This is a genomic window from Lentzea flaviverrucosa (assembly GCF_003350445.1).
GTDB lineage: Bacteria > Actinomycetota > Actinomycetes > Mycobacteriales > Pseudonocardiaceae > Lentzea > Lentzea californiensis.
Map to the genome: position 1 here is coordinate 1 of NZ_QQAU01000010.1, position 23,746 is coordinate 23,746.

The following is a 23,746-nucleotide window of genomic DNA, read 5'->3' on the forward strand; positions in this document are numbered from 1 at the left end:
GCGACGGCGACCGGGTCAGCGGCCATGCCGCTCACGGAACCCGCACCGGACGGGACCTGCTTCGCGTAGTCGGCACAGCCAGGACCGACGAGGTTGGCAGCCGGGTCGGCCATCGCGGCCGAGGACTGGGTGGTCGTGGTGGGCGCGGCGCTGGAAGTGCCGCCGCTGCTGGCCATGTCACCCGAGCCGCACGCCGCGCCGAACAGGGCGAGCGAGACGGCGCCGACGGCCAGGACGGTGTTGCGGACGGTCATGTTCATGACGAGACATCTCCAAGGGGTGATCGAGCAGTTGCTACCGGTGATTCGCCGCCCCCCGGGAAGCGGATGGGTGTGGTTATGAATCCGTTACCAACCACACCGTCCACAACGGACTGACGAGGGGTTTTCCAGGGCGGTTGGAAGAAGTTCCGCCGGCCCGCGATGTGATGACGCATTCCGGACCGATCCATCGGCGCCCCTGCTGCGAACACCTAGGGGACAACGGCCGAGGAGAGGACCTGGGATGCCAGAGCGTGAGCGGGCGCTGCAAAGCCTGCAGAGCACCCCTCGTGACGTCGGCCCGACCGCCGACGACCTGCTCGCGCTGGTCGCACGGGGTGACGAGGCCGCGTTCGAACGGCTCTACGACGTGATGGCCGGTTCGGTGTTCGGGCTGATCAGGCGTGTCGTGCGGGACCAGGCGCAGTCGGAGGAGGTGTTCCAGGAGGTGATGCTCGAGGTGTGGCGGACCGCGACCAGGTTCGACCCCGACCGGGGCAGCGCCAACACCTGGATCCTCACGCTGACGCACCGCCGGGCCGTGGACCGCGTCCGGTCCGCCCAGGCCGCCACGCACCGCGAGGACCGGGCGGCCCGCCTCGACCCGGCCAGGCCGTTCGACGAGGTGAGCGAGCAGGTCGACGGCCGGCTGGAGCAACGCCAGGTGCGCCGGTGCCTGAGCTTCCTGACCGAGCTGCAGCGGGAGTCCGTGCTGCTCGCCTACTACCAGGGCTACTCCTATCCGGAGGTCTCGAGCCTGCTGGGCGTTCCGCTCGGCACGGTCAAGACCCGGATGCGCGACGGCCTGATCCGACTGCGGGACTGCATGGGGGTGACCGGATGAGGACCACATCCGCTGATCTGCACACGCTCACCGGCGCCTACGCCGTGAACGCGTTGTCGGACCTCGAACGGACCGCTTTCGAGGCGCACCTGACCCGGTGTCAGAGCTGCGCGATCGAAGTCACCGAGCTCGCGGCCACGGCCGCGCGGCTGGGCGTCGCGGTGGAGTCCCCGCCACCGCCCCAGCTCCGTGCCCGTGTGCTCGCGGCAGCGGCCGAGACCCGCCAGCTGTCCCCGCACACGGCACGCGTGCCGGACCCGCGCCGCAAGCGCTGGGCGGGAGGGCTGCTCGCGGCCGCCTGCCTCGTCGCCGCGGTGTTCGTGACCGTGGACTACTCGCAGTCCGACCAGGAACGGCAGCTGGCGCAGCTCTCCAGCGAGTACAGCCGGTTCTCCGACTTCCTGTCCACGCCGGACGCGAAGCTGATCAACGGCAGGGCACCGAACGGCGCCACCGGCACCGCCGTCGTGTCGGCGAGCCGCGACGAGGCTCTATTCCTCGCCAAGGACCTGCCGCAGGCACCCAACGGTCACGCCTACCAGATCTGGCTGATCGGCGCCGACGGGCCGCACCCGGCCGGGCTGCTCGACTCGCGGTCGTCACCGGTCGTCGTCAGCGGGCTGACCGGAGCACAGGAGGTCGCGCTGACCGTGGAGCCGTCGGGAGGGTCGAAGGCGCCGACCACACCGAAGGTGATGGCGATGTCGCTCGTGTGAACCAGGGCGCCGGTTGTCCTGGATCCGTGTCAGCATCCCGCGCATGATCGGACGCTGGCACGGCTTGGTGATCGACTGCCCTGACCCGCAGGGCCTCGCGGAGTTCTACGAGCACCTGCTCGGCATGATCCGGGTGCAGGACGACGGGACGTTCGTCGTCATCGGTGACGCCCCGGACCGGCCCGGCGTCGCGTTCGCACGCGTCGAGGGCTGGCAACCGCCGAAGTGGCCGGACGAGACCGCGCACATGCACTTCGACGTGCGGGTGGACGACCTCGCGGCGGCGGGCGAGAAGGTGCTGGCCCTCGGCGCGCGCAGGCTCGAAGGGGGTGGCGAGCGGTTCCACGTGTACGCGGACCCCGCCGGCCACCCCTTCTGCCTCGTGAGCTGGTAGGTCTGCCGACGCCGGTGTGACCGGTGTGGTTGGTAACGACTTCATGGGCCGTGCATGACTTCGTCGCCGCGATCAGGCATTCTGCGCGAATGGCACTCCGGCAGGCGAGCGACTTCGCCCAGTTGTCCACCGAGATAAAGCAGGCTGGCCTGCTTGCTCGGCGGCGCGGTTACTACTTCACCCGGATCGGCGTGAACCTCGTGGTCTACGCGGCGGCCTGGGTGGCGTTCGCGCTGCTGGGCGACTCGTGGTGGCAGCTCGCGGTGGCGGTCGTGCTGGCCGTGATGTCCACCCAGCTCGCGTTCATCGGGCACGACGCGGGCCACAAGCAGATCTTCGCGTCGAAGAAGTGGAACGAGATCACCGGCTACGCCCACAGCGGGCTGGTCGGCGTCAGCTACGAGTGGTGGGTGGGCAAGCACAGCCGCCACCACGCCAACCCCAACCACGAGGACGAGGACCCGGACGTCGACATCTCGGTGCTGGCGTTCACACAACGCCAGGGTGCGGCCAAGCGCGGACCGCTGCGGTGGATCGCCTCGCACCAGGCGGTGCTGTTCTTCCCGCTGCTGTTGCTGGAAGGCTTCGCGCTGCACTGGCACTCGATCCGCTACTCGGGCCGCGAGCGGACCGTGATGATCGCGAACGTCGTGGTGTACCTCGCGGTCGTGTTCTGGGTCCTCTCCCCCGTGTACGCCGTCGCGTTCATCCTGGTGCACCAGGCGTTGTGGGGCTTCTACATGGGATGTTCCTTCGCCCCCAACCACAAGGGCATGCCGGTGCTGTCGGCGGGGCACTCGCTCGACTTCCTGCGCAAGCAGGTGCTGACCTCGCGCAACATCCGGGGCGGCTGGTTCACCGACATCCTGCTCGGCGGGCTGAACTACCAGATCGAGCACCACCTGTTCCCCAGCATGCCGCGACCGAACCTGAAGCACGCGCAGGCAATCGTGCACAAGTTCTGCGAACAGCACGGGATCTCCTACGCCCAGTGCGGCTTGTTCCGCTCCTACGGGTACGTGCTGCAGCACCTGCACGAGGTCGCGCAACCGATGCGCAAGGCCACCGTCTGATCCACGGATGTCCTGAAGTGGACAAAGGCTGACCAAAACGCTCGCCCGGCTCGCACGTCGCTGGTTTCCTCGGTTGAAGGACCGAACTGGGGGACTGGACATGCGAAAACATCTGTTCGGCGTGCTCACGGCAGGTATGGCACTGGCTCTGGTCGCCGGCGGGCAGTCGGCGGCCGAGCCCGCGGCACCGCTCTTCCAGCCCGACCCGATGCTGGCCTTCCTGCCGGCGGAGGCGAAGGTCGACTGGGCGGCGGTGCAGCGGAACCGGGAGTCGCGCAAGCAGTCGCGGGTGGCCGCGAAGAGCGCGGGCCAGCCGTTGACGTACACCGAGAAGGAGACCGGGCAGGGCGCGAACGACGTGCCCTCGCAGGCGGAGCACGTGGCCGGGTTCGGGACCGGCAGGGGCAAGAACCCGAAGCTCACGCTCACCGGAGACCTGGCGGGCGACCCCACGATCCCCGTGGTGGCACCGTTCGCCGAGACCAACGACGCCGTCCCGCTCGCGAGCGACACCGGTGTGCCCGCCCGTGACAGGGCCGTGCGCACCAGCGGCAAGATCGGCGACGGCCCGTACGGCAGCGGCGGCGACGGCAGCGGTGACCACGACTTCTACAAGCTGTCCGGCGGCACCGAGGGGCGGATCGTCCTCCTCGAGACGGACACGCCGTCGGGCGACCTCGACACCCTGCTCGCCGCGTTCGACGCGACGGGACAACTCCTGGACCAGCACGACAACCTCGCGGGCAGCACGGACAGCAGGCTGCGGGTCCCCGTGGCCGCCGGACAGGACGTCTACGTGATGGTCGCGGCGGCCGGACCCGGCGGCATCCCGGCCGACCCGATGAAGCCCGGCACCGGGAAGCGCGTCCTCACCGAGGGCGCGTACGACCTGACCATCGCGACAGGTGGCGGCCCCGCGGACAGGGACTACTTCTCCGTCGACCTCAAGGCCGGTGACGTGCTGGGCGCGTCGGCGGCGGGCAAGGCGACCAGGGTCGTCGTCCACGATCCCGCCGGGCGTGAGGTCTTCGGTTCGTCGCAGGACATCAGCTTCCTGTACGCCGAGAACTCCCCGATGCCCGCCGGCGGCAACGCCGTCGCGGACTTCGTGGCACCGAAGGACGGCCGCTACACCGTCGGCGTCGAGAACGGTGACGGCCGCTACGACGTCACGGTGGAGGCCTACCGTCCCGGCTCGGAGCTCAACCAGCGGCCCGAGGTGCTGACGCTCTTCCTCGACTTCGACGGAGCGCGGGTCAACACCCGGATCTTCGGCGCCGACCCCGCGGGCAACAAGGACCTCTCGCCGTTGCGGAAGTTCCTGCCCGGCTGGGGTCTCACCGGCGCGGACGAGAACGCCGTGATCGACGGCGTGGTCGCGACCGTGCGCGAGAACATAGAGCACGACCTGGCCGCGAAGGGCACCAACAGGCGGTTCGCCGTGCGGATCCTGAACAGCCGTGACCACGCCGACCCGTGGGGCCAGAAGAACGTCAGCCGCGTGGTCGTCGGCGGTTCGATCGCCGAGTCCGGCATCCCGACCGTCGGCATCGCGCAGTCGATCGACGCGGGCAACTTCGGCAAGGAGGAGACCTCGCTGGTGCTGCTCGACATCCTCAGCGCACCCGCCTCCCAGTCGCAGACGTCGCTGAACGCCTACATCACGCCGGCCAGTGACAAGATCGCGTTCATCGGCCGGGCGATCGGCAACATCACCGCGCACGAGGCGGGGCACATGTCGGGCAGCTGGCACCAGGACCAGTTCAACGCGCTCGACGCCATCATGGACCAGGGCGGCAACCCGAAGGGCATGTTCGGCGTGGGGCCGGACGGCATCGGTGGCACGGCGGACGACGTCGACGTCGACTTCCACGAGGACGTGCTCAACCCCAACGAGGGCTTCACGGGAATCGAGGACACCCTCAACCGCACCGCGTGGGCGTACACCCGAGGCGCCAACTGACGGTCCGATTCCCGCCAGAATCCCGGCCGCGGTTCCAGCAGGCTGTTCGGCATGGGATCACTTGAGGGGAAAGCGGCTCTCGTCACCGGCGGGAGCCGCGGCATCGGCGCAGCCGTGGCCGAGAAGCTCACGGCGCTGGGCGCACGTGTCGCGGTCACGTACCAGAACACCAAGCCGGACAACGGTTTCGCGATCCGGGCGGACAGCGCCGACCCGGACGCCGTCGTGGCCGCGGTCGAGGAGACCGCGGTCCACTTCGGACGGCTCGACGTGCTCGTGAACAACGCGGCGGTCTTCCAGGTCGGACCGCTGGAGGAGATCGGCCGGGAGGAGTTCGACCACACGATGGCCGTGAACGTGCGCGCGCCGTACCTGGCGGCGCGTGCGGCGGCACGGCACATGCGTGGAGGTGGCCGGATCATCAGCATCGGCAGCAATGTCGCCGTGTACGCGCCGTTTCCCGGCTTCGCCCTGTACTCGGCCAGCAAGACCGCGCTGATCGGGATGACGAAGGGCCTGGCGCGTGAACTGGGTCCGCTGGGCATCACGGCGAACGTCGTGAACCCCGGCCCCACCGACACCGACATGAACCCGGCCGACGGGCCGATGGCGGACACGATCCGCGGCCTGACCGCGTTGGGGCGCTACGGAAAACCAGCGGAGATCGCCGCTGTCGTCGCGGCTCTGGCTGGGGAGACCGGTGCGTACGTCACCGGCGCCAGCATCAACGCAGACGGTGGTTTCACCGTCTGACGGGCAGCTACGCCCAGGTGACCGGCAGGGCGTGCACGCCGTAGATGTTCATGTCGGTCCTGAGCTTCACCTCACCGGCCGGCACGGCGAGTTCCAGTGAGGGGAACCGGCGCAGCAGTCCCTCGAACCCGGCGCGCATCTCGATGCGGGCCAGCTGCTGGCCGAGGCACTGGTGCACACCGTGCCCGAACGCGAGGTGCCCACGGGCGTTGCGGTGCACGTCGAGCGTGTCGGCGTGCTCGTAACGCTGCGGGTCGTGGTTGCCCGCCAGCAGCGACAGGACGACCATCGACCCCTCGCGGATCGTCTCGCCGAAGAACTCGATGTCCTCTGCGGCGTAACGGAAGAAGACGTCGGCGACCGCGAGGTAGCGCAGCAGTTCCTCGACGGCGTCGGGGATCAGCTCCGGGTTCGCCCGCAGTGCCGCCAGCTGGTCCGGGTGCTCGAGCAACGCGAAGGTGCCCAGCGCCAGCATGTTCGCGGTCGTCTCGTGGCCCGCGAGCAGCAGCAGGAACGCCATGCCGGTCAGTTCCTCGAGGCTCAGGTCCTCGTCCTGCGCGAGATCGGACAGCAGGTCGTCCCCCGGTTCGGCGCGCTTGCTGGTGACGAGCTCGTACAGGTACGTGTTCATCGCCATGTACGCGGCCATCTTGTCCTCCAGGGTCACCTGCCTCTCCATGAACTTGGAGGAGTTGTGCTGGAACGTGTCGCGGTCGGCGTACGGCACGCCGAGGATCTCGCAGATCACCAGAGACGGCACCGGGAGTGCGAACTCCTGGACGAGGTCGACCGGCGGGGTGAGCTCCGCCAGCGCGTCCAGCTGCCGTTCGGTGATCTCGACGATGCCCTCTTCGAGGGCCTTCATCCGCTTGACGGTGAACGCGCCGGTGAGCTTGCGGCGCAACCGGGTGTGGTCCGGCGGGTCCATGCTGATGAACAGGCCGGGCGTCTGCGGGACCGGTTCGGTCATCTCCGGCATGCCGGGCGTCGGGAACGGCACGTGGATGATGCCGAGGTCCTGTCTGCTGCTGAACCTGGTGTCCGCCAGTGCCTGCCGGACGGCTTCGTAGCCGGTGACGAGCCACCCCTCGTGGCCGTCGGGGAAGAGCATCGGGCTGACCGGGCGGGTCTCGCGCACCAGCGAGATCTGGCTGGGCGGGGCGAACGGGGTGACGTCGCGCTCCATGGGAAGGCCTTGCAACATGACCGGTATCTCCTTCAGCGGGTGGATTCGCGGTTGAAGAGCTTCTTGGACCAGAGGTAGCCGCCGACCCCGATGACGAGGCACCAGGTGAAGGCGAGGTAGCCGCTGTTGCCGATCGGTGTGCCCACGAGCAGACCACGCAGGGCGCTGATGAACGGGGTGAACGGCTGGTATTCGGCGAACCAGCGCAACACGGCCGGCATCGAGTCGGTGGGAACGAAACCGTTGCCGAAGAACGGGAGCAGGATCAGCGGCAGGCCGACGTTGCTCGACGACTCGACGGACTTGCTGGCGAGGCCCAGGGCTGCGGACAACCAGATCATCGCGAACGACATGGAGACCAGCAGCCCGGCGATCACGAGCCAGCCGAGAGGGCCCGCCTGCGGGCGGAACCCGATCGCGACCGCGACGCCGAAGACGACGGACATGGCGAGGACCGTCTGGACCAGGCTGCCGACGACGTGTCCGGTGAGGACGGACACCCTGGCGATCTTCATGGTGCGGAACCGGTCCACGATTCCCTCGGTCATGTCCATCGCGATCGAGATGCTCGTGCCCTGCACGGCCGCGGTGATCGACATCAGGATGATCGTCGGCGTGACGTAGTTCAGGTACTCCCCCCGCCCGCCGCCCGCTCCGCCGAGCCCGGCGCCCAGCGTGCCGCCGAAGACGTAGACGAACAGCAGCAGGAACACGACCGGCATGATCAGGAGCTGGAACGTCAGCGACGGGTAGCGGATCATCCGCGTGAGGTTGCGGCGCACCATCGTCGCCGAGTCGGTCAGGACGTAGCTCATGCCTGGACCACCTTGTCGGGGCTGCCGGTGAGGGCGAGGAAGACGTCGTCGAGGTCGGGCGTGTGGGTGCTGAGCGAGTCGACCAGGACCGAGTTGTCGTCGAGCCGGTCGAGCAAAGCCTTGAGCGAGCGGACACTGCCGTCGCTGGGCACGCGCAGGGCGAGCGCCTCACCGTCGCGGGAGGAGTCGCCCACGATCCGGATGGCGGATTCGAGGTGCCGGGGATCGGTGAACTGCAACAGGACGTGACCGCCGGGCATGCGGCGCTTGAGCTCGTCCGCGGTCCCCTCGGCGACGACCTTCCCCTGGTCCAGCACGGCGATCCGGTCGGCGAGCTCGTCGGCCTCCTCCAGGTACTGGGTGGTGAGGAAGATCGTCACGCCGCTCGCCACCAGCTCCCGCACGATCTGCCACATCGTGCGGCGGCTGCGCGGGTCGAGGCCGGTGGTCGGTTCGTCCAGGAAGATCACCTGCGGCGACCCGACCAGCGTCATGGCGAGGTCGAGCCGGCGCCGCATGCCGCCGGAGTAGGTCGACGCGGACTTGTCGGCCGCGTCCACCAGGTCGAACTGCTCCAGCAACTGCTCCGTCCTGCGCTTGCCGTCCACCTTGCCGAGGTGGTGCAGGTCGGCCATGAGCTTCAAGTTCTCGCGGCCGGTCATCAGGTTGTCGACGGCGGAGAACTGGCCGGTGACGCCGATCGCGCCACGAACGGCGTCCGGGTCGCTCGCCACGTCGTGACCGGCGACGGACGCGCTGCCGCCGTCCGCGCGGATGAGCGTCGAGAGGATCTTGACGGTGGTGGTCTTGCCGGCGCCGTTCGCGCCGAGCAACGAGAAGACGGTGCCGCGCTGGACGTTCAGGTCGACGCCTTTGAGCACCTCGTTGTCGCCGTAGGAGCGGCGCAGGCCGGTTGCCTTGATCGCGTTCATGGTGTTCCCCTCAGCTGCGGCGGACGGTGATGTCGCCGAAGGACGTGTGGGCGGTGACCTTGACGGTCTCCGTGGAGTTGCCGGGACCGTCACTGCCCTCGAGCGTGTTGGTGACGCGGCCGAACGAGGTCTTGGCGTCGATCCACGCCGCGGTGCCCTGGGCGATCCCGATCTCGATGCCGCCCATCGCGGTGTTGAGCGTGACGGTGTCGCTGACGACCTCGGCCACCGCGATGGACCCCATCGCGGTGCGGGCCTCCACCACGGCCGACGCGTGTTCGACGTTGATGTCGCCGTTGGCAGAACGGGCCCTCAGTTCGCCCTCGACCGTGCCGACGTCGATGTGGCCGTTGGAGTTCTTGACGACCAACGCGCCGTTGACCTTGCCGACGCGGATGTGGCCGCTGCCGGTCTTGACCTCGGCGTTGCCGGTGACGGTACCGATCTTGACCTGGCCCGCACCGGTGTCGGCCCTCAGCGGGCCGGTGCGGTCGAGGTGGATGTTGCCCGCGGACAGGTCGACCTCGGTCACGCCGAGAACCCCGGACGTGCGGACACTGCCCGCCGTCACGTCGAGGTCCACTTTGGACCCGGCCGGCAGCTCGACCACGACGTCGACCGACCTGGTCTTCCTGGAGAAGTCGAACGTCCGCTTCGGCCCGCGCACCATCAGCGTGCCGTCGGCGAAGTCGACCCTGGTCTTCTGCGCGGCCTCGATGTCCGACGAGTCGCGCGAGTCGGAAGGCCGCACGTCGACCGCGGTGGTCGTGCGGTCGGTCGCGACGATCTGGACGTGGCCCGCGTAGACGTCGAGCAGTACGGAAATCGGTTCCGGCGTGTCGTAAGAAGGCATGGCTGTCCCCTCAGAAGGTGTCGGTGGAACATCCCCGCAGGTCGGGGCGATGTGGTGCCGGGCTGGTGCTAGCGGACCCAGCCGACGAAACGCTGTGAGCCGGTGATGCTGTTCTCGATCGTTTCGGCGATGGTGTCGCGCTTCGGGCTCAGCTGCGCGGACGCGGCGCGCACGAGCCAGGCGTTGGCCGAGCGGCCCTCCTTGGCCGCGGCCTCGTCGATCGCGGCCTTGAGCGGTTCGGGCAGCCGGACGTTGATGCGCACGGTGGTGCCGTCGTCGAAGCCGGCCGCCACGTCCTCGGCGGGTGCGGCAGGCGTGGGCTCCGGCGCGACGGCGGCGGGCTGCTCCGGCGCCCGGCGCGTCACGACGAACTTCGGATCACGGCCCCGCAGCAGCACCTGCACCGAGTCCGGTGCCAGGTCCGCGGTGATCTCGTCGGCGGCGGCGGACAGCGCCTCGAGCAGCGCCAGCCGGATCGCCGACTCCATCGTCACGGTCAGCCGCTCGACCAGCGCGCCCGCTTCCTCGCCACCGGTTTCGACGGCGGTGAGCAGCTCGCGGCCGAGAGAAGCCACATACGGGGTCAGATCCATGGCATCACTATGGCACACGGTGGTGCCACCAGCAAGCAATTCTGGCTCAGCTTGATGCCACTTTGGCTCACTGCAGGTCAGAGGCCTGGTCGACGAGCGTGCGTCGGAGTCACCGAGCAGAGGCGAGGGCGTCGGCGAACGCGCCGAACGTCGGCGTCCCCTTCCGGCGGTCCAGCACCGCGAAGACGACGTGGTCGAAGAAGCGGTTGTCCCGCAACGCGATCCGGAAGACCTGGGCGACGGTGGCGGGGTCGTTGCCGAAGACCCCGCACCCCCAGGCGCCGAGCACGAGCCGGCGGTGCCCGTGCGACGCCGCGACGTGCAGCACGCGGATGGCCCGCCGCAGCAACGCGAGCGGGATGTCGTCGGCGCGTTCGGGCTGGTTGCGCAGGATCGCGGACCGGTTCGGCGCGGCGGCGGTGAGGAACGAGACCTCGTACGGCTGCGGCAGCAGGGTTCCCCCGTCGTCCTTGAACACCGGCACGCGCGGCGAGTAGATCACGCGGTCGCTGTAGGTGAGGTCGTCGTGGGCGCGGTGGTAGGCGTAGAAGTCACCGGCGGCGCGCAGGCAGGGGTAGATCGCCGACGCACGGGCGATGCTCTCCTCCTGCGCCTGCGCGCCGTTGAGGAACCCGCCTCCGGCGTTGCGCGCGGAGGCGAAGTTCAGCGCCGCGACGTCGCCACCGAGGCGCCGGGTCGCGTCCAAAGTGGACTCGTTGGTGACGTCGATCCGGACACCGCCGGTCTCCGCGGGCAGCGACAGCACCTCGTCCGGCAGGTGGAGCCGGGTTCCCGCGACGGCGGGAGCGACGGCGATCGAGACCTCGCCCGCGGCGGTGGAGTAGGAGCCTCGCTCCGCGATGGCGACGGTGTCGTGGGCGATCGCTCGCAATCTGCTGCTCATGGTGCACCCGAGTCTGGCTGGCGGCACCACGCGCGCCAAGCGGTTAAATCCGGGCGTAGACCTCGGCGACCGCACCGAACGCGGCCTTGGGCTCCCACGACAGGTCCTCGAAGACCTTCACGACACCGGGGCTCGCCATGTCGAGGTCACGTGTCGGGTCGTCCGGCCGGTGCGGGTAACTGCCGAGCGCGAACATGTAGACGAACGCGCCGTCGACCCCCTCGGCCTCGAAGGTCTCCAGCACCTCGCGCAGGTAGGTGGCCTGCTCGGCCTCGTCTCGCACGTAGCCGTCCTTCACCCGGACCGCCGTTCCGGCCTCGTCGTGCTCGACGATCTCCATGCTGCGCGGCGCCACTGCACCCGAACCGTGCCAGGCCGCCGTGCCGAAGCCCGTGATGGCGACCGGCTTCCCCTGCGCCACCACGTTCCTGATGCTCTCGGCGTAGACGTCAGCCACTTCGGCCGAGCGGATCAGCTCGAACGACTTGATGTCGAACAGGTCCCAGTCGGGGTTCTCGAACGGGATGCAGGCGTAGGTGAGCCTGCCCCGGAAGTGTTCCCGCACCACCGCGACGGCCTGGGCGAGGAACTCGTTGAGCTTCGCACCGGCCTCCTGCATTCGCCGTGGCTGCCCCAGCAGCTGCGACAGGCGATCCGTGACGTCGTCCCCGGGCAGGAAGCCGGAGTTCATGATGCTGAGCTCGACGCCGGTCACGAACACGACCTCGGCACCGGCCATCCGGATCCGCTCGGCTCGTCGCGCACAGTCGGTGAGCAGGTCCAGGATCTCGGCGGGGGTCAGTTCCAGCGGGTAGGGCGAGAACCAGATCTCCAGCCCGAGCCCGGCGGCGATCTCCGCGGCCCGCTCGAGCCGTTCCGGATCACCGCCGACCAGGTGGACGGCGTTGCAGTGCAGGTCGTCCCTGATGACGGCCAGGTCCCGCCTGACCGCGTCCAGGTCGAACCGCTGCAGCGAGATCTCTCCGTGGCGCACGAAACCGGTGTCGTACGCGATGCCTTTGGCGCGCATGCCACCGACAGTAGGCGCAAAAAGTGCGTGTACGCAAGTTTGCGTCTACGTAGTTATGACGGCCAGACGAGCAGGACCGGGCAGAGCGCGTGGTCGACGACGAACCGCGTCGCCGGACCGAGGCTGCGCGGACCGGCGTGGCTCACGTCGCCGTCGCGGCAGAGGATCAGCAGGGACGCTTCCCGAGCAGCCGCGACGACCTCGTGCTCGACGCGGCCGATGCGCGCTTCCTTCGCGCACGGAAGCCCCAGGCGTTCCGCTGCCGCGTCCAGGAGCTGCGCGGCATGGCCCGCGGCGAGGTCGTCCACGCGGGTGCCGGGGTCGCGCGAGGAGTGGCCGCGGCCGAACAGCCCGGCGAACGCGCCGTGTGCCGCGCCGGGCACGTCGTGGTCGCTGACGTGCAGCAACAGGAAGTCGTCCGAGTGGGCGCGGGCCGCGTCGACGCAGTCCTGCCAGGTGTCGTCGGCGATCCACACGACCACCGTCATGGTCATCCTCCGATCACGTGCAGGGACGCCCACAGTGCCACGACGGCGCCGATCAGGGTCGCAGGCACGGCGAGCAGACCGAGCTTCGTGAACTCCGGCAGGTTCACCTCGGTGTCGTGATCGTGCACGATCCGCCGCCACAGCAACGTGGCGAGCGACCCGGCGTAGGTGAGGTTCGGGCCGAGGTTCACGCCCAGCAGCACGGCGAGCACCACACCCGGCCCCATCGGCGCGACCAGCGGCAGCAGCACGAGCACCGCGGGCAGGTTGTTGATCACGTTGGCCAGCACGGCGGCGACCGCGGCCACCCCGAGCAACGCCAGCAGGCCGTCGCCACCCGGGATCGCGAGCCGCAGGACGTCGTCCAGCCCGTTGTCGACCACCGCCCGCACGACGATGCCGAGGCCCAGCACGAACGCGAGGAACGGCACCGACGCCGCCCGCACGACCTTGACCACCGTGGTGCGGCGCCGGACGAGCGCGCGCACCGCCATGACGAGCGCACCGGCGCAGGCCGCCCACGCCGGGTCGACGCCGGTGGCCGAAGCGACCACGAACCCGGCCAGCGTCAGTCCGACCGTGGCCAGCGCGAAGACCGGCAGTTCCTGCTGCGGCTGCTCCTTGGGCGCGTGCACCGGCGCGTCGAGATCGGTGCGGAAGAACCGCCGGAACACCACGTACTCGGCCGCGATCGCCACGACCCACGGCAACGCCATCAGCGCCGCGAACCGCGTGAAGCTCAGCCCGCTCGACGCGAACGCCAGCAGGTTCGTCAGGTTCGACACGGGCAGCAGCAGCGACGCGCTGTTGGACAGGTGCGTGCACGCGTAGACGTGCGGCTTCGGCCGGACACCGAGCTGCGCGGCCGTCACGAACACCACCGGCGTCAGCAGCACGACCGTCGCATCGAGACTCAGCACCGCCGTCGTCACCGAGGCCGTGACGAACACCCCGCCCAGCAACGTCTTCGGCCTGCCGCCGGACGCACGTGCCATCCAGGCACCGCAGGCCTGGAAGAGCCCCTCGTCGTCGCAGAGCTGCGCGAGCACGAGGATCGCGGCCAGGAACCCGATCACGGGCCCCAGCCGCACCGCCTCGTCCTCGACGTGGTCGAGGGGCAACGCCCCGGCGAGCACGACGAGCACCGCCGCCGGCACCGCGACCGCCGCCTCCGGCCAGCCCCACGGCCTGACGACCGCGCACACCAGCACGGCGGCCAACAGCAAAACGGACAGCGCCAGCAAGGGATCCTCCTGCGCCGGCACCCATCCGGCTGACTCCTACATCTTGGCCGCCGCCGACTTTATGGCCTGCCGGATGCGGAAGTAGGTACCGCAACGGCACACGTTCGCGATCCGGTCGACGTCCTCGTCCGAAATCTCCTTCTTCGTCCGGAGCAACGCCGCCGCGGCCATGATCTGCCCCGGCTGGCAGTAGCCGCACTGCGCGACGTCCTGCTCCAGCCACGCCTCCTGGACCGGGTGCAGGTCCTCACCGGACGCCAGTCCCTCGATCGTGGTCACCTCCTGCCCGGCGCACTCGGCCACCGGCGTCACGCACGGCTGGATCTCCGCACCGTTCAGGTGGGACGTGCAGGCGCGGCACACACCGATGCCGCAGCCGAACTTCGGGCCGCGCACGCCGAGCTTGTCGCGCAGCACCCAGAGCAGCGCCAGGTCCGCGGGAGCGTCGACGGTGACCGGCTTCCCGTTGACGACGAACGTGTAGGTAGGCACAGGGGACGCTCCTTCAGCGCGGGAACGGCTCGAAGTCGACCGGGAAGATGATCGGGAAGCTGCGCGGCACCACGCCGGTCGCCCGCGCGTAGGCGTTGGCGATCGCACCGACCGCGGCCGGCACGCCCAGCTCGCCCGCGCCACCCGGTTCGCCGGTCGCCGGCATCACGAAGATCCGCACGTCCTTCGGGGTGTCCTTCTGGCGCGCGTAGTGGAACTGCGAGTACGAGCCTTCCAGCGGCAGGCCCTTGTCGATGTGCAGACCGGCGCGCAACGTGGTGGAGATGGCGTCGGTCAGGCCGCCGAGCATCTGCGCTTCGAGGCCGCGCGGGTTGATCGGGCGGCCGACGTCGACCGCGATCACCGCCTTGACCACGCGCGGGTTCCGCGGGTCTCGGGCGTCGATCTCGACCAGGCAGGCCGTGCACGACTTGTACTCGTCGTGGAAGGCGATGCCCTGCGCGAAGCCCTTGGGCATCGCACGGCCCCAATCGCCCTCCGCCACGACCTTGTTGAGCACAGCCCGCTGACGGGCGGTCTTCAGGTACTCGCGGCGGAACGCGACGGGGTCCTTGCCCATCTTCGCCGCGAGCTGGTCGACCAGGACCTCTTCCGCGCCACGGGTGTTGGCCGAGTAGACCGACCGCCACGACCCGGTGTGCATGCGCAGCGGCACCTCGTTGAGCAGCGAAGTCACCACGCCGAAGTTGTACGGCACCTTGCACGTCGTGAGGAACACCGTCTGCGCGAACGACAGGTTGCCCGCGACCGGCAGCGACGCGGCGGTGGCGGTGAGGACCTCGCCGAGGCCGTGCCGGAAGTCCGTCTCGACCGAGGCGACGCGGTGCTCGAACGTCAGCACGTTGCCGAGCGCGAACGTCGCGCGCAGCTTGTGGTGGCTGGCGGCGCGCGCCCGGCCGTGCCGCATGTCGTCGGTGCGGCTCCACATGAGCTTCACCGGGCGGCGCAACGCTTTCGAGATCTGTGCGGCCTCGATCGCGGCGTCGAAGAACAGCCTGCGCCCGAACGAGCCGCCGCCCTGCACCACGTGCACCGTCACCGCGGACTCGGGCAGGCCGATGGCCGCCGCGATGGTCTGCCGCGCCACGATCGGCGACTTCAACCCGGCCCAGATCTCGGCCCGGTCGTCACGAACGTCCGCGATCGCCGAGTTCGTCTCCATCGGCGCGTGGCTGACGAACGCGAAGTCGAACTCCATGTCCAGGTGCTGGGTCAGCAGCGGCGGCACCACGAACGGCAGTGCGGCGGCCTTCAGCTTGGCGCGGATCTCCTTGTCCGACAAGGCGTCGATCGTGCCGGGGTTCCAGGTGACCTTCAGCGCGTCACGGGCGGCCATGGCCTGCCCGAACGTCTCCGCGACGACCGCGACGCCCGTCGGCACGACCCCGATCGCGAGCACACCGGGCATGGTCCTGGCCGCCGTGGAGTCGACCGACTTCACCGAGCCGTTGATCGTCGGCGGCCTGCGCACGACCGCCGGCATCGCACCCGGCACGTCCTGGTCGAGCGTGTACCGGAACTGACCGGTGACCATCGCGCGGGCGTCGATGCGTGACTGCGGCGTGCCGACGAGCCGGTGTTCCGACGCCGGTTTCGGTTGCGCGGCGAAGACTCCGGTGAGCTGTGCGGCGGCGGACGTCAGCAGTCCGTACAGGACCGGGCGCCCGTCCGGGAGGATCACCGCACCGTCGCGAGTGGACAGTCTGGAGACGTCGGCACCGTATTGCTCCGCCGCCGCCGCGAGCAGCCGGGCCCGTGCGGCCGCGGCCGCGTGGCGAACCGGGCCGTACACCGACCGCATCGTGTTGGAACCGCCCGTGAGCTGGTTCATCAGCAACTCGGGCCGCGCGTCGGCGAGCGTGACGCGGACCTGGCCGAGGGGCAGGTCGAGCTCCTCCGCGACGAGCATCGCGCAGGCCGTGGTGATGCCCTGACCGACCTCGGCGCGGGGCAGGTCGAGGGTGACGACGCCGTCCTCACCGACGCTGAGCACGGCGAGTGCGCCCGCGGTCGGGGTACCGGCCAGGATCAGGACGTCGCCGAGATCGAGGATCTCGGCCGGTTGCGGCAGCGTCGGGATGACGGCCTCGGCCGTGCCGGGAACCGCGACGGTGAGCACCGGCGCGGCCACCAGGAACGTGAGGAACTGCCGACGACGAACCGGTGCCCCGGCTGCAGGGACCGGGACTTCGTTGTCACAGGTCATGTACTCGTCAACGACGTCTGGCGGACACGGGTACGACCGTCAGCCGAACGGGTGCACGACCGAACAGCGGACCACCGTAACTGCGCCATTACCGAGGACGATTCGCCGTACATGAGACGAATAGCAGTACTGCTGCTGGCACTTGTCCTGGTCTCTCCCACTCCCGCCCTCGCCGCGGACAACCCGGTGGCGATGATCTTCTCGCCCACCGCCGAGGTCTCCGTCCCGCTGAACCAGCCGTTGCTCGTGATCGGCGGCGCCGTCAACGGCGAGGCGGGCGGCATCACCGAGGTCGACTTCTCCACCGACCACGGCACCAACTGGACCCCCGTCGACGCGCGCGGCGAACGGTGGTCGGTCCTGCTCTTCCCGTCCGTCCCCGGCCCGCTGACGATCCACGCCCGTGCCCGCACCGCGTCCACGACCGGCCCGGCCACCGTGTCCCGGACCATCCACGTAGGCGGCACAACGGTTCCCGCGCTCGAGCACGAGACCTCGCTCTTCCTGCACGACACGCACAACCCGGCGGTCAACGACCCCGACGAGCAGCCCGTCGAGCTCGGCATGCGCGTCGCGGTCGACCGTCCGGGCTCGATCACGGCCCTGATCCTCAAGCGCGGCAGCTACACCGGCCCCGTGACCGCCCGAGTCTGGTCGAACGGCACGCTGCTGGCCGAGCAGGAGGCTCCCGGCGCGGCCTACAGCCAGCGGATCACCTTCACCACACCGGTTCCCGTGGTCGCGGGCACCGAGTACGTCGTCTCGTACTACACGCCCGCGGGTGGCTACAAGGTCACGGAGAACTACTTCGCCGGCAACCTCGTGCAGACGCCGTTCAAGATCCCGGTGAACGCCGGCGTGTACAGCTACAGCGGCGGTTTCCCGGCCGACACGTGGTTCGGCAGCAACTACGGCATCGAGCCGGTCTTCCGTCCCCAAGCGTCCGGCCTTTAGGCGTCCGGCACGACCTGGCGCTTCAGCACCTTCTCGGCGCCGCCCGTAGCGACCAGGAGCCGGATCAGCGCGCGCTTGACCTCTTCATCGCCGTGCACGTCCAGCTCACGCCGGAGCCGGCGGCTGTCCTCGACCAGCCGCCGGCCCCGGTCGGTCAGCTGAGCGCGCCTGATCCGGCCGTCCACGCGGTCGGGCACGCGCCGGACGTAGCCGAGGCGTTCGAGCTCCAGCAACTGCTTCGAGGCCGCCTGCTGGGTGACGCCGAGCAGCTCGCCCAGCTCACCCACCTTCGGCTCGCTCTCGACGAGGTGCTGGATCAGGTACCCGTGCGAGACCCGGACGCCCTCGTGCCCGATCTCGCGCAGCCGCTTGAGGATCGCGTCGTTCGCGGAGCTGCCGGTGAGGTAGGCGAGGGTCGCCAGGTCGATCTCCATCAGGTCCACCGCACGATCCTCACATTGACAACCAAGGTTGTACAACTATGGTTGTGAGTATGGGTCCAATCGTTCTCGCCACCTCGTTGCACCGCGCGCTCGAGACCGGGGAGTCCGGTCCCGTGCTGCGCCGCCACTTCACCGCCGACGCGGTCACCTTCGAGCGGCCGAACCTGATCAAGCCGCACGGCGCCCGGTCGTCCCTCGACGAGATGATCGCGAACTCGGAGAAGGGCGCCGGACTGCTGGCGAGCCAGAAGTACGACGTGCACTCGGCGTTGGTGTCCGGCAGCACTGCGATCCTGCGCCTGACCTGGACCGGTGTGCTCCGCAACGGCAAGCAGCTCGTCGCGCACATCGCACAGTTCGTGGACACGCGCGACGGACTGATCAGCGCCATCGAGACGTTCGACTGCTACGAGCCATTCTGAGCTCCTCTCCCTTCCACCGCCGACGAAGCAACCGGTCGTGCGACGCCACGACGACCGCACCGGCGTAGTCCGCGAGCGCCGCTTCCAGCTCCTCCACCAGGGCGAGCGACAGGTGGTTGGTCGGCTCGTCCAGCAGCAGCACGTCGAACTCCCGGCCGAGCAACCGCGCGAGAGCGAGCCGCCGCCGTTGCCCGACCGACAACGCGCCCACCGGGGTCGCGAAGTCCTCCCTGCGCAACAACCCCAGCGCATCGAGCCGGTCCGCACTCCCGCCGAAGGCGCGCAGAACAGGCTGTTCCGGTTGGTGCACGACGGTTTCCTGCGGAAGGTACCCGATGACACCGTTGCGCACGACCGTGCCGTGGTCCGGTTCGAGCACACCCGCCAGCACGTCCAGCAACGTCGACTTGCCGGCGCCGTTCGGCCCGGTCACCAGCAACCGCCGCCCCGCCTCGATCCTCAGCTCCCCGAACTCGACGAGCGCGCCCTCGCGCACCGCCGCGTTCAGCGGGGCGTTGAGGCGCAACGGTTCCGGCGGCTTCGGCACCGGATCGGCGCGCAGCCGTTCCAGCCGTTCGGACGCGCTGCGCACCCGCGTCCTGATCGACGCCTGCACACGCCGGCCGTCGCCGTTGTACTTGCACTTGTTGTGGTCAGGTATCGGTCGCCCCGGCGCGACGCGGTGTGCCGTCGTGCCGCGCCACTGCGTCCAGTGTCCGATCTCGCCGACCCACTCCGCGTAGGCCTGCTCCCACCGTTGCCGCGCCGCTCGCTTCTCGGCGACGTAGCCGGCGTAACCGTTGCCGTAGCGGGTGATCGACTGGTTCTCGACCTCGACGATCGCCGTCGTGACCCGTTCCAGCAGCAGCCGGTCGTGCGTCACCACGACCAGCGTGCCCCGGTGCTGACGCAACCTGTTCTCCAGCCAGGACAACGCCTCGTCGTCCAGGTGATTGGTGGGTTCGTCGAGCAGCAGCAGTTCCGGCTCCGCCGACAGCACTCCCGCGAGCGCGAGCCTGGCCCGCTCCCCTCCGGACAGGGTGCCGAGCGCGCGTTCACGCCCGAGGCTCACACCGAGTGCGGACATCGCGGCCTCGACCCGCGCGTCGGCGGAGTAGCCGTCGCGCAACTCGAAGGCCGTCAGCAACTCCCCGAGCTCGTCGAGCCTCTCCTGCTGTGCCGCGACAGAGATCTCCCGCTCCAGCAAGCGGATCTCGGCGAGAGCGGCGTCGATCGCGTCGCCGACGGTCGCCCGAGAAGGCAGGTCGAGCACCTGCCCGAGATAGCCGACGCCCTGCGCCACCACGGTGATCTCACCGTCGTCCGGCACGTCCTGCCCGGCCATCAACCGCAGCAGCGTCGACTTGCCCGAGCCGTTCTCCCCGACCACGCCGAGCTTCTCGCCCGGCCGGACCGCCAGGGACACGTCGTCGAGCACGCGCTTGTACGCGTAGTTCCTGGTGATTTTCTTGATCGTCAACTGAGCTGACACGAGGGACCCCCACCGCCGAAGGAATTCGGGAACGGATGTTGGAAGCGGGGTCAGTAGATCACCTAACCGATGTTGCCATACAGCGTACGAGAGCGCAACCGTGCAGGGCGACCGGAACGAGTTCGAATACCGCTGGACTCCCCGAAGTTCGACAAGTCGTTCCCTGTTCCGCAAGGACGTGCAGGGAACGGACACACGTGTCCGGCAGGCGGAATAGTCGGGTGTCGCCACCTGCGAAAGTAGGTTCAACCCCCTGCTCCAGTAGGTGATCCAAGGCACAAAACCGGCAGTATCGTCAGCCGCGTGACGCCGGCCTACGCGTCGATGGCGTCCGTCGGCGTCATCGGTCCCAGCGTGATCGTGATCGCCGTGCTCGCGGGCCTCTACGTCGGCACGCGGCGCAGGCTCGCGCGGGCATCGGCCGAGCTGGCCGAGCGGGAACGCGAGCTGCAGGCCGAGCAGGCCCGCGCCGACGAACGCACCAGGCTCGCCGCCGAGATGCGCGACGTCGTGACGCACCGGCTGAACCTGATGGTGCTGCACGCCGGCGCGTTGCGGATGGCGGCGAGGGACGACGGCGTGCGCCAGGCGGCAGAGGAACTGCGCACCGCGGGCTGCCAGTCGCTGGCCGAATTGCGCGACCTCGTCGGTGTGCTGCGTTCCGGCCGCGCCGCCCGCATCCCGGACGTGCTGCCGGACCGGCTCTCCCGGCTCGTCGCCGACTCCGCCGCCACCGGCCTGGAGATCACCCTGACCGAGCACGGCGACGCGGACACCATCTCCCCCGCCGTGCGCCGCACGATGTACCGGGTCGTCCAGGAGTCGCTGACGAACGTGCACAAGCACGCGCCGGGCGCCCTCACGGAGATCACCATCCACTGTGGACCGAGCAGTGTCCGCGCGGTCATCCGCAACACCAGGCCGACGGCCGCACCGGGCCTGGTGCTGACCGGATCCGGCAACGGGCTGCTGGGCCTGCGCGGACGCGTCGAGATGGTCGGCGGCACCCTCACCGCCGGCCCCACGGACGACGGCGGGTTCGAGGTGGACGCCGTGCTGCCCGCGTTCGTGCCTACGTGACCTCGTCCGAAGCGCGGACCGCCCGGCAGGCCAGGTGCACCGCCAGCCGTTCGTCCGGGTTCAGCAGGCTGACCCCGAGCAGCTGCTCGACCCGGTTGATCCGCTGCGCAACCGTGTTCCGGTGCACCTTCAACCGCACGGCCGCGGACGAGGTCACCGACTCCTCGTCCAGGTAGACGGCGAGGGTGCGCAGCAGTTGCCCGTCCTCCACGCCCGTCAGCGGTGCCAGCAGGCGCGCGGCCTGGTCGACCAGCGCCGGGGTCTCGGCCGCCATCGACAGCAGGCGCCGCACACCCAGTTCGTCGACGTGCACGACCTTCGCCGACCCGGTCATCGCGGCGGCCTCGCGGGCCTCGGCCAGCGTCCTGCCCACGCCGGTGACGCCGGGGTGCGGCCGTCCGATGCCGGCGACGAGCTGGCAGCCGCCGAGCACCTGGGCGATCTTCGCGGTCAGCTCGCGGTGCTGCGACTGCGGCGGTTCGGAGTCGTTGGTGAGCCAGAACGACCAGCCCTCCGCGCCCTCGACCAGCTGGCCGTGCAGGCCGCGGCGGGACAGCTCGACGCGCAGCCGTTCGGTGCCGGTGGTGTCGGGCACGCCCGGCGCGGCGGGCACCACGTAGACGCCCGTGTGCCAGCCGTCGAGGCGCCACCCGGCCAGCACGGCCTGCTGCACCAGTTGGGGCGGCACGTCGTCACCGGAGGCGAGCAGTTCGGACAGCAGCGAGCCGCGGGAACGGGCCTGGCGCTCGGCTTCCAGGCGTTCGGCGGCGACCCAGCTGCCCAGCGCCCACGACGCCACCTGGCTGATCTGCAGGACCGTCTCGGCCCAGCGCCTGTTGCGGCCGCGGGCGTGCGAGACGAGCCACAGGTGCACGTGCCCCGTCCGGTCGGTCTCCACCGGCACGGCCACGGCGAAGCCCTCGGGCAGCTCGGCGGTGGCGGCGACGGAGCCGGCCAGCAGCTCCGCGGGCAGGCCCGGCGGCGACACCCCCTCGATCGCGGTGCCGTCCGCGCTGATCACGGCACACGTCACGTGCAGCTCGCCGGACAGGATCGTGATCACGGAACGCGGATCCGGTCGGCTGCGCCCCAGCCGCGCTGTGACGGCGTTGAGCAGCCGGGCCGCCGCGACCTCGGGACGTCGCACGGCCGTGCGCAACGCGTCCGCGACCAGCAGCGGGTCGTCCGCGACGGCCTGCAGCAGGGGCACGCCGAGCCGGTTCGCGAACGAGATCGTCGCGGCGGAGGGAGCCTGGTACGCGCCGGTCGACGGCTTCACCAGCACGACGGCCCGCACGTCCGCGCTGTACGCCCGGCGCAGCGCCACCTCGACGAGGTACGGCTGGTGGCCGGTCAGGATCACCAGGTCTCCGGCCGAGCACGCCTCGACGGCGGTGATGTCCGCCGCCAGCCGCACGTCCGCGACCTCGGTGCCCACACCGCGTTCGCCCGCCAGCAGGGTCGCGTCGTCGAAGACGCCGATCTCCAGCAGATCGCGCACGGTCAGGGAACCGGCGTCGTCGATCACCCGGCGTCCCGGAACGGCACGTAGTCGAGGTCGTAGCCGAACGCCCTCGGGTCGACCCTGCCGAGCATCTCCGCGGGCAGCCACTGCGCCGGTGATGGGAGCGCTACCACGTCCACGACCGCGCCGAACCCGAGTCGTTCCGCCGACAGCGGGTGGCCGGTCTCGGCGTCCAGGCAGCACAGCAGATCAGGTGTCGTCACGAGCGCCTCGCCGTCCGCGAGCGCGACGAGGTACTCCCCCTGCATCTCCAGGCGCACGTACGCATCGTCGGCGTCCAGCCGTCGCAGCGCCACCGTTCCGCGCGGGAAGTCGCCGACCGACTCGCGCCACACCTCGACGACCTTTCCCCGTGTGACGAGGAAACCACCGGAGGCCTTGGCCCGTTCGCCGACGGAGTCCGAGTGCCGCGACCAGATCTCGCCCAGTTCCAGGGCACGGGCGAGCGAGCCCGTCACGCCCGCTCCGACCGCGTCCGCGAGCTTCAACGGCTTCGCGACCATCATCGCCCAGCCGCCGAAGTCGACCATCACCGTGCGGGCGAGCTTCTCGATGCCGGTCGAGTCGAGCACAGCCCGGTTGCCGCTGGGTTCGGTGATGGCCAGCGGGGTCGTGGGCAGGCCGGCCGCGTCGTAGGTCGTCTGGTCGATCCGCGGGAACGCTCTCCCCATGCCGTCGACGTCCACGTACGGCAGGCCCAGTCGCGCGGCCAGGAGCAGCGGCAACAGGCCGTTGCACCCGCCGATCTCCCACCCGATGACGGCCGTGACAGGCGTGGGGTCGTGTGCCTGCAACGCCTTCAGGGCTTCCTCGGCCTCCAGGCCGGAGGGCAGCTTCTCGATCATGACGGTCGGTGCGCCGAGCAGCCCGACCCGCGCGCCGTAGCCGTCCGGGTCGGCCTCCCCCGGCTCGAGGATCGTGATCGGTCCGCTCTGCCGCATCTCGTGCCGCAGCATCGCGGCGAACGCGTGGGTCTCCTGCTCGCCGCCCCCGCCACCGCTGCCGAGCATGACCACACCCAGCGCGAGCCGGTCCACCTCGTCGGGCTGCAGCAGGTGCATGG

At 70.0% G+C, this 23,746-nt stretch carries 24 protein-coding genes and 1 pseudogene; 9 read left to right on the forward strand and 16 right to left on the reverse strand.

Annotated elements, in window-relative coordinates:
• Positions 1-260 (reverse strand): annotated as a pseudogene (locus DFR72_RS47565) (fasciclin domain-containing protein); the annotation flags it as partial.
• A 244-nt stretch (positions 261-504) separates the two neighbouring features.
• On the opposite strand from DFR72_RS47565, the gene sigK reads away from it, so the two are divergent.
• The 6 genes from sigK to DFR72_RS27960 all read left to right on the forward strand — a co-directional run bounded on the left by sigK (position 505) and on the right by DFR72_RS27960 (position 6,003).
• Positions 505-1,104: an ECF RNA polymerase sigma factor SigK gene (sigK, locus tag DFR72_RS27935; RefSeq protein ID WP_090068569.1), complete on the forward strand. Its 600-nt coding sequence runs from the start codon at positions 505-507 to the stop codon at positions 1,102-1,104.
• On the forward strand, positions 1,101-1,820 hold the full coding sequence (locus DFR72_RS27940; protein ID WP_090068567.1) for an anti-sigma factor: 720 nt from the start codon (positions 1,101-1,103) through the stop codon (positions 1,818-1,820). The genes sigK and DFR72_RS27940 overlap by 4 nt, the downstream gene beginning before the upstream one ends.
• A 43-nt stretch (positions 1,821-1,863) precedes the next feature.
• Complete coding sequence (locus DFR72_RS27945; protein WP_090068565.1) at positions 1,864-2,214, forward strand: VOC family protein; 351 nt, start codon at positions 1,864-1,866, stop codon at positions 2,212-2,214.
• An 89-nt stretch (positions 2,215-2,303) separates the two neighbouring features.
• Positions 2,304-3,287 carry a fatty acid desaturase family protein gene (locus tag DFR72_RS27950; protein ID WP_090068563.1) on the forward strand — a complete coding sequence of 328 codons (984 nt, stop codon included), beginning with the start codon at positions 2,304-2,306 and terminating at the stop codon, positions 3,285-3,287.
• 100 nt (positions 3,288-3,387) lie between these two features.
• Positions 3,388-5,250, forward strand: coding sequence for a hypothetical protein (locus DFR72_RS27955; protein ID WP_143086833.1), 1,863 nt, complete (start codon positions 3,388-3,390; stop codon positions 5,248-5,250).
• Between the two features lie 51 nt (positions 5,251-5,301).
• On the forward strand, positions 5,302-6,003 hold the full coding sequence (locus DFR72_RS27960) for an SDR family NAD(P)-dependent oxidoreductase (protein ID WP_090068559.1): 702 nt from the start codon (positions 5,302-5,304) through the stop codon (positions 6,001-6,003).
• Between the two features lie 7 nt (positions 6,004-6,010).
• Here the strand turns inward: DFR72_RS27960 and DFR72_RS27965 are convergent, their stop codons facing one another.
• From DFR72_RS27965 to DFR72_RS28015, 11 genes are all read right to left on the reverse strand, one after another.
• Positions 6,011-7,207, reverse strand: a complete 1,197-nt coding sequence (locus DFR72_RS27965) for a cytochrome P450 (protein ID WP_211335558.1) — start codon at positions 7,205-7,207, stop codon at positions 6,011-6,013.
• A gap of 14 nt (positions 7,208-7,221) precedes the next feature.
• The gene (locus DFR72_RS27970) at positions 7,222-8,004 is read right to left on the reverse strand and encodes an ABC transporter permease (protein ID WP_090068555.1); all 783 of its coding nucleotides are present in this window, start codon (positions 8,002-8,004) and stop codon (positions 7,222-7,224) included.
• Entirely contained in the window at positions 8,001-8,936 is a 936-nt protein-coding gene (locus tag DFR72_RS27975) for an ATP-binding cassette domain-containing protein (RefSeq protein ID WP_090068553.1), read from the reverse strand. Before DFR72_RS27975 ends, DFR72_RS27970 begins: the two co-directional genes overlap by 4 nt.
• A gap of 10 nt (positions 8,937-8,946) precedes the next feature.
• On the reverse strand, positions 8,947-9,789 hold the full coding sequence (locus DFR72_RS27980) for a DUF4097 family beta strand repeat-containing protein (protein WP_090068551.1): 843 nt from the start codon (positions 9,787-9,789) through the stop codon (positions 8,947-8,949).
• A 68-nt stretch (positions 9,790-9,857) separates the two neighbouring features.
• Positions 9,858-10,382 carry a ribbon-helix-helix protein, CopG family gene (locus tag DFR72_RS27985; RefSeq protein WP_090068549.1) on the reverse strand — a complete coding sequence of 175 codons (525 nt, stop codon included), beginning with the start codon at positions 10,380-10,382 and terminating at the stop codon, positions 9,858-9,860.
• 109 nt (positions 10,383-10,491) lie between these two features.
• A complete protein-coding gene (locus tag DFR72_RS27990; protein ID WP_090068547.1) occupies positions 10,492-11,286 on the reverse strand; it encodes a TIGR02452 family protein in 795 nt (264 codons plus the stop codon).
• Positions 11,287-11,329: 43 nt separating this feature from the next.
• Positions 11,330-12,316, reverse strand: coding sequence for a glycoside hydrolase family 113 protein (locus tag DFR72_RS27995; protein ID WP_090068545.1), 987 nt, complete (start codon positions 12,314-12,316; stop codon positions 11,330-11,332).
• A gap of 53 nt (positions 12,317-12,369) precedes the next feature.
• The gene (locus tag DFR72_RS28000) at positions 12,370-12,804 is read right to left on the reverse strand and encodes a universal stress protein (RefSeq protein WP_090068542.1); all 435 of its coding nucleotides are present in this window, start codon (positions 12,802-12,804) and stop codon (positions 12,370-12,372) included.
• A 2-nt stretch (positions 12,805-12,806) separates the two neighbouring features.
• The gene (locus DFR72_RS28005) at positions 12,807-14,069 is read right to left on the reverse strand and encodes an SLC13 family permease (RefSeq protein ID WP_090068540.1); all 1,263 of its coding nucleotides are present in this window, start codon (positions 14,067-14,069) and stop codon (positions 12,807-12,809) included.
• 15 nt (positions 14,070-14,084) lie between these two features.
• Positions 14,085-14,540, reverse strand: a complete 456-nt coding sequence (locus DFR72_RS28010) for a (2Fe-2S)-binding protein (RefSeq protein ID WP_090068538.1) — start codon at positions 14,538-14,540, stop codon at positions 14,085-14,087.
• 13 nt (positions 14,541-14,553) lie between these two features.
• Positions 14,554-16,767 carry a xanthine dehydrogenase family protein molybdopterin-binding subunit gene (locus tag DFR72_RS28015; protein ID WP_090068536.1) on the reverse strand — a complete coding sequence of 738 codons (2,214 nt, stop codon included), beginning with the start codon at positions 16,765-16,767 and terminating at the stop codon, positions 14,554-14,556.
• 111 nt (positions 16,768-16,878) lie between these two features.
• Between DFR72_RS28015 and DFR72_RS28020 the strand changes: the two genes are divergently transcribed.
• On the forward strand, positions 16,879-17,721 hold the full coding sequence (locus DFR72_RS28020) for a DUF4082 domain-containing protein (protein ID WP_090068534.1): 843 nt from the start codon (positions 16,879-16,881) through the stop codon (positions 17,719-17,721).
• Here DFR72_RS28020 and DFR72_RS28025 read toward each other — a convergent pair.
• Positions 17,718-18,155, reverse strand: a complete 438-nt coding sequence (locus DFR72_RS28025; RefSeq protein WP_245983617.1) for a MarR family winged helix-turn-helix transcriptional regulator — start codon at positions 18,153-18,155, stop codon at positions 17,718-17,720. The two genes, DFR72_RS28020 and DFR72_RS28025, sit on opposite strands and share 4 nt — an antisense overlap.
• A 59-nt stretch (positions 18,156-18,214) precedes the next feature.
• Here DFR72_RS28025 and DFR72_RS28030 point away from each other — a divergent pair, with 59 nt between their 5' ends.
• A complete protein-coding gene (locus DFR72_RS28030) occupies positions 18,215-18,586 on the forward strand; it encodes a nuclear transport factor 2 family protein (protein WP_090068531.1) in 372 nt (123 codons plus the stop codon).
• Here the strand turns inward: DFR72_RS28030 and DFR72_RS28035 are convergent.
• On the reverse strand, positions 18,546-20,078 hold the full coding sequence (locus DFR72_RS28035) for an ABC-F family ATP-binding cassette domain-containing protein (protein WP_090068529.1): 1,533 nt from the start codon (positions 20,076-20,078) through the stop codon (positions 18,546-18,548). The two genes, DFR72_RS28030 and DFR72_RS28035, sit on opposite strands and share 41 nt — an antisense overlap.
• Positions 20,079-20,381: 303 nt before the next feature.
• On the opposite strand from DFR72_RS28035, the gene DFR72_RS28040 reads away from it, so the two are divergent.
• Entirely contained in the window at positions 20,382-21,158 is a 777-nt protein-coding gene (locus tag DFR72_RS28040; protein WP_245983575.1) for a sensor histidine kinase, read from the forward strand.
• Here DFR72_RS28040 and DFR72_RS28045 read toward each other — a convergent pair.
• Together DFR72_RS28045 and DFR72_RS28050 are read right to left on the reverse strand one after the other, a co-directional pair.
• On the reverse strand, positions 21,151-22,686 hold the full coding sequence (locus DFR72_RS28045; RefSeq protein WP_090068527.1) for a helix-turn-helix domain-containing protein: 1,536 nt from the start codon (positions 22,684-22,686) through the stop codon (positions 21,151-21,153). The genes DFR72_RS28040 and DFR72_RS28045 overlap by 8 nt on opposite strands.
• Complete coding sequence (locus tag DFR72_RS28050) at positions 22,683-23,744, reverse strand: S-methyl thiohydantoin desulfurase family protein (protein ID WP_090068525.1); 1,062 nt, start codon at positions 23,742-23,744, stop codon at positions 22,683-22,685. Before DFR72_RS28050 ends, DFR72_RS28045 begins: the two co-directional genes overlap by 4 nt.
• Positions 23,745-23,746: the final 2 nt, after the last annotated feature.